This is a genomic window from Porcipelethomonas sp. (assembly GCF_051893655.1).
Classification (GTDB): Bacteria; Bacillota; Clostridia; order Oscillospirales; family Ruminococcaceae; genus Porcipelethomonas.
Map to the genome: position 1 here is coordinate 1 of NZ_JBJFHN010000079.1, position 11481 is coordinate 11481.

Here is an 11481-nt window from a genome sequence, read left to right on the forward strand (position 1 = left end):
ATCTGCTATTATTCATCTTTTCCGGGCTTTACACGTTCTTCAATTTTGTCTACAAAAAGTTTTCCGTCAAGATGATCATTTTCATGACATGCACATTGTGCGCCCAGTTCCTTTAAAGTGATTTCGAAGAATTCTCCGTATCTGTTCTGGGCTCTGAGTCTGCACTTATTCGGTCTTGTAACATATCCCCAGTCGTCCGGACAGGAAAGGCATCCTTCAACCACTCTCTGCTTACCGGATGTTTTAAGTATCTGAGGGTTTACACATTCAATAATACCCTCTCCAAGATCCATAATGAAAAGTCTTTTCAAGAATCCCACCTGAGGTGCGGCAAGTCCTACGCCCTGAGCTTTTGTAAGGGTCTGAATCATATCGTCTATAAGCTGTGCCAGCTTGTCATCAAAAACCTCAACAGGTTTGCAAACCTTATATAGAATCGGATCTTCCTTTGTTACAATTTTTCTAAGTGCCATAACTTTCTCCCTTTATGTTACTATATGCCGATATCACCATTAATATCAGCAAAAACATTAATATTGTTAAATTCTTTTATCTTGGCTGCTTCAGAAAGAATTTCTCTGACAAATTTTCTGAAATCAGATGTATTTTTACATTTCAATATGAGTCTGTACCGGAATTTTCCGTTTATTTTTCCATATGAGCATCTGACAGGTCCCAGAACCCTGAGCGGAAAACTAACACCGTTTTTCACAAGTCCCCGTATTATTTCAAGAATCTGCACTGCCGCCGATGAAGCTTTTCCATCGTCCTCGCTGCTTATTCCAATTACGCATATATCACATACAGGCGGGAAAATCAATGCCTTTCTGACTGCGATTTCCTCACGGTAAAATCCCTGATAATCCTGAGCTGCGGCAAGGTTTAGCACATAATGATCAGGCATAAAGGTCTGCAGATATGCTCTTCCCGGCTTATCTCCTCTGCCGCATCTGCCTACGACCTGAGCCGCAAGCGAAAAGGTTCGCTCATAGCTTCTGAAATCTCCGGCATACAAAGCCTTATCCACTGAAAGTATACCCACCAAAGTAACATCAGGAAAATCAAGTCCCTTGCCTATCATCTGCGTACCTATCATTATATCGTACTTGCCCTGTCCGAAGTCCCTGAAATTTTTTTCATAGGAATATCTCGACATGGTAGTATCGGCGTCCATTCTCAGTACCCTTGCCTGAGGGAACATATCCTGAAGCTGTTCTTCTATTTTCTGAGTACCAAACCCCATCTGCGCCATTCTTGTACTTCCGCATTCAGGACAGCTTTCCGCAGGAGGCTGACTGTGACCGCAGTAATGGCACATCATAGTACCATTCACCTTATGATAAGTCATTGGAATACTGCAATTAGGACAGTATACCGGCTTATGACAGTCGCAGCAGCTGATAATAGTATGGTAACCCCTTCGGTTTAAAAGCAGTATGGTCTGCTCATGATTTTCAAGATTCCTGTTTATTTCTTCTGCCAGTATTCCGCTGAACTCCGACGCATTTCCATTTTGTCGTTCTTCGTTCATATCAACAATACCTACTTTTGGCAGAACTGCTCCTGAATAACGTTTTTTCATTTCCAGAAGCTCATATATACCCTTCCGGGCATAATAATAGCTTTCTATTGACGGAGTTGCGGACGCCAGAACCAGAACAGCATTGTGAGTACGGCAGCGTTTTTTTGCAACATCAATAGCATTATACCTGGGAGAACTGTCAGATTTATAAGAACGCTCCCCCTCCTCATCAACTATAATAAGACCTATATTGTCAAGCGGTGCAAAAACAGCACTGCGTGTTCCGATAGCAATTTTTGCAAGTCCTCTCCTGATTCTTTTATATTCATCCAGACGCTGTCCCAGAGAAAGTCCGCTGTGAATTACTGCTACTGTTTCTCCGAAAAGCTCCTGAAATCTTCTGACAGTCTGAGGAGTAAGAGAAATTTCCGGAATAAGCAAAATCGCCTGTTTGCCGGAACTTATGCATTCACCGATAAGCTTTTCAAAAACTGATGTTTTACCGCTTCCGGTAACTCCATGCAAAAGAAAGCAATGGGGAGTTTCAGACTCCATCTGCTCTTTTATACGGCTGAACACCTTTTCCTGTTCCGGTGACAATATAACCGATTCCAGACTCCGGCTTCCCTTGTTTCCAATATCAACAGTTCTGAAAACCTCATATTCATATTCCTTTGCCGCACCTGAAAGAACAAGCTTTTTCTCCACCGAGTCTCCGCAGCCGCATAGATAGCAAGCCTCTTTAACAGAAATTTCATCATGCTCTGAAATTATTCCTGCGAGTTTTTTCTGTTTTGCAGTAAGCTTGAAATTTTCCGGACTGTTCTGGTATTCATCAGTCAGCTTAATCATTTTAACACTGCTGTCACCCACACTTTGTCTTCCCTTAAGCTCATATTTCACAAGTCCTCTGGCAATCAAAGATTCTAAAACCAGTCCTTTTCCCGAAGCTTTTATTTTCTCAGCAAGACTGTCCGTATCCGGAGATGACCTTAAAAATTCAAGTGTCTTTTTCTCCTCAGCAGACAGTTCCGGCAAAGCCGCATTGTCATTCAGAGTATAATGTTCCTTAATGTTAATATTCATCCCGGAAGGCAGCATAGTTTTTACTGCATCATAATAGGTACAAAAGGTATTGTCCTTAAGCCACTTTATAAGTTCCAGCATTTCCTCGTTTAAAACAGGTTCACTGTCTGCCGCAGAAATTATGGATTTAAGCTTACTGCATTCCTGTGTATCCAATGGCAATGTTTCAAGAATAAGCCCCACTCTTTTACGGTTTCCTCTTCCAAACGGAACAATAACCCGAACACCGGGAACTGCCTTTTGCACCAATGGACCTGGAATAATATATGAAAACAGTTTATCAAAGGCTAATGACGCTGAACTTACAGCCACAAGAGCCTTCATTGCACAGGAATCTCCGGAAACATCACTTAAACACATTTATTATTTAACTTCCGCATCCGGATTGTATTCAACAATTTTAAATTTTCCTGCAGCAAATTCCTCTACTGCTGTTTTTACAGGTTTTTCCTCCAGTGTTTTTTTCTCTTCATAAAGTTCATCGGCAATTTCCCTTGCTCTTTTGGCAATACCAATTACCAGTGAATAGTAACTATCATTTTTTGAAATCAATTGTGTTATTGCTGGTCTAAGCATTTTCAAGCACCTCATTAATTAAATTTTCAGCGTAAGCTGTTTTTAGCTTTTCAGCTTTTACTATTGTTTTAAAATCTTCCACAGCATCTTCAAGTGCCGCATTAACGACAACATAATCATAATTGGAAGCCTGTTTTATTTCACCTGCAGCTTCTGCAACTCTTCTGCTGATTACATCATCTGTTTCTGTTCCTCTTTTTTTAAGACGTCTTTCAAGCTCCTTTACTGACGGCGGAACAATAAATATAAATATTCCGTCAGGGCAAAGCTTTTTTACCTGCATAGCCCCCTGGACTTCTATTTCAAGGATAACATTTTTACCCTCAGCAAGCTTTTCTTCAAGTTCTTTTTTAGGAGTACCGTAATAATTTCCGCAATATTCAGCATATTCAAGCATTGCATTTTCTTTTATACGGTTTTCAAATTCTTCCTTTGATATGAAATAATAGTTAACCCCGTCAGCTTCACCTTCTCGGGGAAGTCTGGTAGTAGCAGAAATTGAATAATAAAAGCTGTCATCCTTTAAAATCTCATTTAAAACTGTACCTTTTCCGCACCCGGACGGTGCAGATACAACAATAAGCAAACCCTTATTCATCTTCCGGCTGTTCCTCCTCATCTACTCTTGCAGCAATGGTTTCCGGCTGAATTGCCGATAAAATAACATGATCGCTGTCCATTATAATAACGGCTCTGGTTCTTCTGCCATAAGTAGCGTCAACTAGTCTTCCGGCATCTCTGGCCTCCTGGACTATTCTTTTTATCGGAGCAGATTCAGGTCCGACAATTGCGACCAGTCTTGCAGACGACACCATATTTCCAAAGCCTACATTAATTAACTGCATAAAATCCTCACTATTCAATATTCTGAATTTGTTCCCTTATTTTTTCCACTTCGGACTTCATATCAACAACACATCTGGTAATCTCCAGATCCTGTGCCTTTGAACCAATTGTATTAATTTCCCTGTTGATTTCCTGAACAAGAAAATCAAGCTTTCTTCCAAGTGGTTCATTGCTTTCAAGCAATTCCCTGAACTGTTTAATATGACTGCCGAGTCTTACCGTTTCTTCATCAATAGCAATTTTTTCAGCAAAAACAGCAGTTTCAGTGAGAATTCTCTGATCATCAATATCAGTATCCCCCAAAACCTCTTTTAATTTTGCATATAATCTTTCACGATAATTTTCAGAAGTAAGCGGTGCAGCAATTTTCACCTTTTCAAGAATTTTCTCTACTGTTGAAAGCTTTTCAAGCAGATCCTCCTTAAGGGAATTGCCCTCTGCTTCACGCATAGCAACAAATTTTTGCAGTGCAGTCTCAGCGACACTGCGGACATCATTCCATATCTGTTCCTCATCATCTGCAATTTTCTGAACATTGAAAATATCAGAAAATTTTATAAGCGACGATAAAGTCAGATCATCTTCAAGATTTAAAATTTCATTTGCTTCACGAAGTGCACTTATATATCCCTGAGCCATATTTCTGTCAACTCTGATGTTTGCTTCTTTTCCATTAATATTGTTTATAGAAACGCTTACTTCAACTTTTCCTCTTGAGATACTTCCCTTTATAAATGATTTAAGCTTTTCTTCCAAATATCCATAAGCTCTTGGAACTCTGGCAGAAAATTCATAATATCTATGATTTACAGATTTAATTTCAACAGTTATGTCACGCTGATCAATTATTTGTTGTTCACGTCCATAACCGGTCATGCTTCTGATCACAGGATAACCTCCCATTACATTTGTTCACAATATACTATTATTTTATTATAGCATTCTAATGAAAAGAAATCAAGTAGAAACGGCAAAAAAATCCGACCTTTATGTAAAAGGCCGGATTTAGGGATTAAATAGGAATTATAAAAAAGGAATTAAAATGAAAAACCAAAATTATTTCTGAGGACCAAGATCATCCTGAGTGAATACTTCCAGAACTTTGCTTGTGATATATGATGAGTCTGTAAGGTCAATTATAGCATTGCCGTCATCATCAAAGTCATAGCAAGCATTAGCCTGTTCATATGCTCTTCCGCCATCTTCATCAGTAAGCGGATATTCAGACTGGCTGAGCAGATACTTATTCAGGAGAACAACGTCTGTAGATGTTACGTTATCATCAAGGTTAACGTCCCCGTAAAGAAGATCGCTTTCATCCCATGTACCTGTAGGAATAGTAACAGAATCAGTAACAGTTACTGTAACATCAATAGTTTTTCCACTTGGGAATGTTACAGTTACAGTTGTATTGCCCTTAGCAACACCAGTTACAGTACCATCAGCAGCTACAGTTGCGATTGATTCATCATTTGATTTAAATGTAGCATTATCAGTTGTTGCTGTAATCTTATCAGTTTTACCAACTTCTACAGTTATTTCTGTCTTATCAACATCTTCATCATCTTCTATTTCACTAGAACCCGGAAGTACATCTGGATAAAGATCAGCCATTGTACCAAGAGCAATCATGATATCGCCTGCATGCCAGAATCTGTGATAATTAAGCTTAACTGTTTCCATAGCTTCCTGCTTTTCTTCAGCAGTGCCATTCTTAACAGACTGGTATGCATTATAGAACTGATTTACATAACCTCTGTTATCAGAATAATATTTACCGTCAATTTCTGTACTTGTGCCATAGCCGTTTGACTGTGATGCACCATTGTTTGTACCATCGCCGTTGTCGCCAAGATACTGTGAACGAAGATCAAGGAACTTAATTCCGTAAACAAGGTGGTCACCATTAGGCATAGTACCATCATATGTAGGCTGACCATTACGTCCGTCAGGAATATATACATCCTGTTCAAACAGTCTTACCATGCTGCCATTTGTTTCTTCGATTGAAAGACCAATATCATCACGACCCATTTCCCACTCACGGTCAAGAAGTTCGTGTGCAAGGTAAAGACCCTTAGCAGCTACATCAGTATTATCTGACTTATATGCAGCTTCAGCTTCAACGCCATTAGCCTTCGCATAGTAAATAAGTGAATTAGCAAGTGAAGATACACATCCAAGGTCAGATGTACCGCGAGCTGTTACTGTACATGTAAGTCCAGCATTTGCATTTGGATCATATGTGCCGTTCCAGTCAGCAGGCTGTCCGAACCAGTCAAGTGTTGCAGGAATTGTATAAGAACCGTCTGCCTTAAGCTGAACTTCGCCAACAAACCATTCAACCCATCTGTCAAGAATAGCCTTAAGAGCATCTTCCATTGACATGTTGCCAGCAATTTTAATTGACTGAGAAACTGTTGTCGGATTTGTCTTTATATCATAGTAAAGTTCTGCAAGACGCTGAACTGCCCATACCTGGTTACCAATCCAGTGGTTTGAACCCGGATCAAGATATACAGGGTGTTCCTGATATGCCATCTTATAGAATGTTGTAGGAATATCTGTGCCATATGTTGTAGTATCACTATACTTATATGTCTCATATCTGCCGTTCCATGAGCTTGTAGCACCGCCAGCGATCGGACCATTAGCAGACTGCAGCCACAGATAGAATTCAATCTGTCTCTTAAGAGATTCTTCATAATCTGTGTAAGCATCTTCCTTAGTCTTCATACCTGCTCTTAAGCCTTCATCGGCAAGCAGAGCATAAGCAGCCAGTGGGTTCTGATAGAATTCGTGACAGTGGCTGGCACCGATCTGCCATACCCAGTTCTGACCTGTTGTAGGAAGAGCACCGCCCCATGATGTATACCATGACATCAGGTAGTGACAACCGCCTCTGCCTGAAGCAGAAGGTGAGTTAGGATTCTGGCATCCAATTTCCTTATAGTACTTATCATACATGTTATTTCTCAGCTGGTCGCCCATCTTACCTGCTTTAGCTGTGATGCTGTCATCACCTACGCCCCATCTGTTAGCAGCGTATACAGCCTGAATTGCACGGTCTTCAGCGTCAGGAGCATTTGTATAAGCAAACTGAGGTGTTATAGCCGCATCAGTATTAAAGATACCCTTCATACCTCTATTAGCCATACCATATTTAAGTTCTTCAACACATGGATGAGGAACAGTTTCCCAACATGATTCGTTAGCACCACGCTGGAATGTATTGATAAATGTGAATTTGCCATTATTTCCGCCGTATCCATACCAGTCATCAACGTCTGCCAGCCAGTGCATCAAGTAAAGACCACTGTCGCTGCCGTAAACCTGAGTAAATTTGGAGTGAATTGGGTTTATACCTGTGTTGTTCGAGTACTGCTGTGTAGGATATGTTTCAGGATCTTCATGCTCTTCGCTGTACTGAGCGCTAAGATTTGAAGTCTGCATGATATTACCCTGAACTGTAGGAATCATAACTTCCATTGACTTCCATGCTTTTGCAAGGTCACTTGAAGCATCAACTGCAACTTCATTTCCGTCAGCATCTGTTACGCTTCCGTCCTTTGAAATATAGTCTCTCATAGCAGCCATCCATACAATGTATGACATAGCTTCTGAAGTTGTTTCATGACCGTAGTCAGGAGCTTCGATAATGAGTTCCTCAACTGCGTGATACGGGATACCAAGTGAACCCTGAGACTTTGTCTGGTCACTCAAATAACCGTTTTCAACACCGTTTGTAATAACGTCATCATACAATGACAGGAATCTCTGTGCATATGTAGAATCGCCGTATGCTTCTTCCTTGGTTCTGGAACCTGCTGCAGAAACTGCCGGCATAGCAGCACTTACTGTAAGAGCTGCTGAAAGAATAGCTGCAATAACAGCCTTTTTCTTCTTAAGTATCATCAGTATTTCCCCTCTCTTAGAAAGAATTTTCGTAATTTAAATACGTACAATTTTAAGAAACAATAGATTATTTCTTAATTTTACAGCACCATCACAAAACATGCTATAAAATTTCATAATCATATTATAAAGCAGCATTTTTAAAATGTCAACACTTTAACTAAAAACTTCGCCGCCCAAAAGTCAAAATTGTATACTTGCACAGACAATCTGGATTTCTTTTGTTAATTTTGCCAACAGCACCTAATATATATATTATTTTTTGTAAATTTTGCAGATTTGATTTCCGCCTTTTTCTTTTGTTCATTATATATACAGCAGGCACACACAAAGATTTCACATTTTTATTTTATAATATTGGTGTTAAAATGAAAATTTTTGGGAAATTTACACAAACATTAATAATATAGTTACAATTTGTTCAAAAAAAGTTCATATATTTCTGGGATAATGTTAGAGTGTATATTTTTGCTTATTTACCGCTGTATTATATACATTATAATAGCTCTGTTTTCGGGGCTTTATGGATAATAAAAATCCTATAACATAATGAAAGGCATGGTATATAGATGATCGAAATAAAAAATCTAACCAAGTATTACGGTCGGAATCCCGCGGTCAGAAACTTAAGCTTTACAGTCAATGACAATGAAATCCTTGGCTTTTTAGGTCCCAACGGTGCCGGAAAATCCACCACAATGAATATTATAACAGGATATCTTCCCTCAACCAGCGGAACTGTACTTATAAACGGGGTGGACATTGCTGAAGACCCGTCAAAAGCCAAGAAAATGATGGGATATCTTCCTGAAATTCCGCCGGTTTACCTGGATATGAAGGTAAAGGAATATCTGAAGTTTGCTGCCGGAATCAAGGGTATAAAAAGAAGTCAGCGTGCTGAAGAAGTTGAAAACGCAATGGAAAAGCTTAAAATCAAGGACGTTGAAAAAAGACTTATCAGAAATCTTTCAAAGGGTTACAGACAGCGTGTGGGATTTGCTCAGGCACTTCTGGGAAATCCTAAATATCTCGTACTGGACGAGCCTACAGTTGGTCTTGATCCGAATCAGGTAATTGAAGTCAGAAATCTTATTCAGACACTAAAAAAAGACCATACTATTATTTTAAGCTCTCATATTCTTGCTGAAATTCAGGCAGTATGTGAAAGAGTTGTAATTATAAGCCATGGTGAAATACGTGCTGTTGACAGCATCAAAAACCTTGAAGAGCGCATGGGTACTGCTGCTGTTCTCAATATTAAAATTGAAGGTGATAAGGACAGTGCAGCAGATTGCATAAAAAAGACTGCCGGTGTTTTAAATATCACTGATATTGCATACGAAAAGACCAATACATATACATATAGAGTAGAAATCGACAGCGATAATGTCCGTAAGGAAATCATGTCCAATCTTATAAAGAATGATTTTGTAATCGACGAGGTAACAAGTGAAAAGCCGAATCTCGAAGAAGTATTTGTAAAACTTACCTCCCAGCCGCCTAAAAAGAAAGGGCTTAAGGATCTTCTGGAAGAAATGGATGCCGAAAATCCTTATTATGAAAATGAAGCGGACGCTTCTGAAAAGGAGGAGAATTAAAATGTTTTCTTTATATAAAAAAGAGCTTCAGTCTTACTATTATTCACCGTTTGCTTATGTTATTGCCGCCTTGTTTCTTCTGGTATTCTCACTGAGCTTTATAAACGGTATTTCCGATTTGTCCGGAAATGTGTATAAATTTTCATTTCCGAATGTATTCTATAACAATTTCTTTTACTTTATTTTCCTGATACCGGCACTTACCATGAGAACCTTTGCTGATGAAAGAAAAGGCGGAACGGAAGTACTTCTCATGTCAAGTCCGCTTAATGTGTTCCAGATCGTTCTGGCAAAGTTTCTGGCTGTTGCTACAGTATTTTTAACAATGCTGGTTCTTACAATGTTCTACCCTGTTATCACAATGATCAAAGGCGGAGTAGTATGGTCAAGCCTTATCTGCGGATATATAGGATTTTTCCTCTGGGGTCTTGTCTGCATAGCGGTAGGCATGCTGATGTCCTCATTCACTGAAAGTCCGATTATTGCTGCCATACTCGGTGAAGGCGCTATGATAATCCTTATATTTATCGACAATTTCAAGGACAGTGCACTGTTTACAAATCTTCCGGGTGTTGCTAAAATTATCGGAAGCCTTTCAACTCAGGAGCGCTTCGTTTCATTCTCACAGGGACTTTTCAGTCTTTCAGACCTTATATTCTTTGTGACAACAACGGTTCTTTTCCTTGGATGGACTATTATTTCTGTTGAAAAAAGACGCTGGAGCAGGGGGTAAAATCAAATGGATCCTAAAAAATCAAAAAAGAATATTAAATTTACTACAATTGCATGGGCTCTTGCCGCAATGCTCCTTGTAATTATTATACTTATTAATATAGCGGCTTCTACTATCGACATAAAGTTTGATATGACACCCAACAAGCTTTACAGTCTCAGTCAGACCACAACAGATTATCTTGACAGTCTGGATGATGAAGTTGATATTTATCTTCTTATGGAAATGGATGAAATAAGAAAAGATGACAGTATGCTTGCATTTACAAGCATGATGGATCAGTACAGCGAATATGACAAAATAAATCTTATTGATATAGATCCGGATACCAATCCTGACATTGTAAAGGAACTTAATCCTGACGGTTACCTTAATTTAAAAGAAGGTGATATGCTGGTAAAGTGCGGAGATCTGGTAAAAAGAATTCCTGCTTCTTCAATGTATTTGTATGAAGGAGAGTATGACGACAACGGTGAGTTCAATGTTGAAAATGCGTATTTTCAGGGAGAAAATTACATAACCGGTGCTATAAAGGCAGTCGTTGAAGGCGTTATACCTTCTGTATATTTCCTGACAGGACACGGAGAAAAAACTCTTGAAAATGACTACACAAAATTTCAGAAAAACCTCAAAAACTATAATTACGAGGCTAAAGAACTGAACCTCACAACTGAAGAAGCTGTTCCGGATGATGCCGCAATTATTATAGTTCCGGCTCCGAAAACGGATATTACAGACGCTGAAAAGGAAAAGCTTGACGCTTACATGGACAAAGGCGGAAATCTTTCACTTCTGATGTCCCCTAACGGTGATGAAACCACTTATGACAATATTCTGGAATTAATGCATGAATACGGTCTTGGCATGGACTACAACAGAGTTTATGAAACAGATTCCTCAAAGCATGTTTCCGGAGATAAATACCAGATGATGGTTAACCTTGTTGATATTACTGAGCTTGATGATACCGTAAAGGATGGTCTTACAGACCTGACTTCTGCTCTAATCGAAGATGATTCACTTATTCCTTATATGCCGGAATCACGTTCATTCTTCCAGTATATGGGTGAAAACAGCAGTGAACTTAACATCTGTCCTCTTATTGAAACCAATGAAACTGCTTACGGCGAAGCATACGGCGGAAATGAAGTAGATCCAAGCGATATCAGCGGCGTTCTTTATCTTGCTGCTTATTCGGAAAATCC

Annotated in this window: 10 protein-coding genes; 3 read left to right on the forward strand and 7 right to left on the reverse strand. The window is 39.3% G+C overall.

What is annotated here, in order from left to right:
* Window positions 1–8: 8 nt before the first annotated feature.
* The 7 genes from def to ACI4WO_RS04735 all read right to left on the reverse strand — a co-directional run bounded on the left by def (window position 9) and on the right by ACI4WO_RS04735 (window position 7945).
* On the reverse strand, window positions 9–473 hold the full coding sequence (gene def / locus ACI4WO_RS04705; protein WP_439806405.1) for a peptide deformylase: 465 nt from the start codon (window positions 471–473) through the stop codon (window positions 9–11).
* A gap of 20 nt (window positions 474–493) precedes the next feature.
* The gene (priA, locus tag ACI4WO_RS04710) at window positions 494–2968 is read right to left on the reverse strand and encodes a replication restart helicase PriA (protein ID WP_439806406.1); all 2475 of its coding nucleotides are present in this window, start codon (window positions 2966–2968) and stop codon (window positions 494–496) included.
* A 3-nt stretch (window positions 2969–2971) separates the two neighbouring features.
* Window positions 2972–3184, reverse strand: coding sequence for a DNA-directed RNA polymerase subunit omega (rpoZ, locus tag ACI4WO_RS04715; protein WP_439806407.1), 213 nt, complete (start codon window positions 3182–3184; stop codon window positions 2972–2974).
* Complete coding sequence (gene gmk, locus ACI4WO_RS04720) at window positions 3177–3782, reverse strand: guanylate kinase (protein ID WP_439806408.1); 606 nt, start codon at window positions 3780–3782, stop codon at window positions 3177–3179. The genes rpoZ and gmk overlap by 8 nt, the downstream gene beginning before the upstream one ends.
* Window positions 3775–4029 carry an extracellular matrix/biofilm regulator RemA gene (gene remA, locus ACI4WO_RS04725; RefSeq protein ID WP_439806409.1) on the reverse strand — a complete coding sequence of 85 codons (255 nt, stop codon included), beginning with the start codon at window positions 4027–4029 and terminating at the stop codon, window positions 3775–3777. The genes gmk and remA overlap by 8 nt, the downstream gene beginning before the upstream one ends.
* Window positions 4030–4039: 10 nt before the next feature.
* Window positions 4040–4918 (reverse strand): YicC/YloC family endoribonuclease, encoded by an 879-nt coding sequence (locus ACI4WO_RS04730; protein ID WP_439806410.1) that lies wholly within the window; start codon window positions 4916–4918, stop codon window positions 4040–4042.
* A 168-nt stretch (window positions 4919–5086) separates the two neighbouring features.
* A complete protein-coding gene (locus tag ACI4WO_RS04735) occupies window positions 5087–7945 on the reverse strand; it encodes a glycoside hydrolase family 48 protein (protein WP_439806411.1) in 2859 nt (952 codons plus the stop codon).
* Window positions 7946–8514: 569 nt separating this feature from the next.
* Here ACI4WO_RS04735 and ACI4WO_RS04740 point away from each other — a divergent pair.
* The 3 genes from ACI4WO_RS04740 to ACI4WO_RS04750 all read left to right on the forward strand — a co-directional run.
* A complete protein-coding gene (locus ACI4WO_RS04740; protein WP_439806412.1) occupies window positions 8515–9543 on the forward strand; it encodes an ABC transporter ATP-binding protein in 1029 nt (342 codons plus the stop codon).
* A 1-nt stretch (window position 9544) separates the two neighbouring features.
* Window positions 9545–10276 carry an ABC transporter permease gene (locus tag ACI4WO_RS04745; RefSeq protein ID WP_439806413.1) on the forward strand — a complete coding sequence of 244 codons (732 nt, stop codon included), beginning with the start codon at window positions 9545–9547 and terminating at the stop codon, window positions 10274–10276.
* A gap of 6 nt (window positions 10277–10282) precedes the next feature.
* The coding region (locus tag ACI4WO_RS04750) for a Gldg family protein (protein WP_439806414.1) at window positions 10283–11481 on the forward strand (1199 nt) is incomplete at its 3' end.

Bases quoted from the DNA above. Each gene is read 5' to 3' on its own strand.
- def (WP_439806405.1), bottom strand. From the start codon at position 473: ATGGCACTTAGAAAAATTGTAACAAAGGAAGATCCGATTCTATATAAG.
- priA (WP_439806406.1), bottom strand. From the start codon at position 2,968: ATGTGTTTAAGTGATGTTTCCGGAGATTCCTGTGCAATGAAGGCTCTT.
- rpoZ (WP_439806407.1), bottom strand. From the start codon at position 3,184: ATGCTTAGACCAGCAATAACACAATTGATTTCAAAAAATGATAGTTAC.
- gmk (WP_439806408.1), bottom strand. From the start codon at position 3,782: ATGAATAAGGGTTTGCTTATTGTTGTATCTGCACCGTCCGGGTGCGGA.
- remA (WP_439806409.1), bottom strand. From the start codon at position 4,029: ATGCAGTTAATTAATGTAGGCTTTGGAAATATGGTGTCGTCTGCAAGA.
- ACI4WO_RS04735 (WP_439806411.1), bottom strand. From the start codon at position 7,945: ATGATACTTAAGAAGAAAAAGGCTGTTATTGCAGCTATTCTTTCAGCA.
- ACI4WO_RS04740 (WP_439806412.1), top strand. From the start codon at position 8,515: ATGATCGAAATAAAAAATCTAACCAAGTATTACGGTCGGAATCCCGCG.
- ACI4WO_RS04745 (WP_439806413.1), top strand. From the start codon at position 9,545: ATGTTTTCTTTATATAAAAAAGAGCTTCAGTCTTACTATTATTCACCG.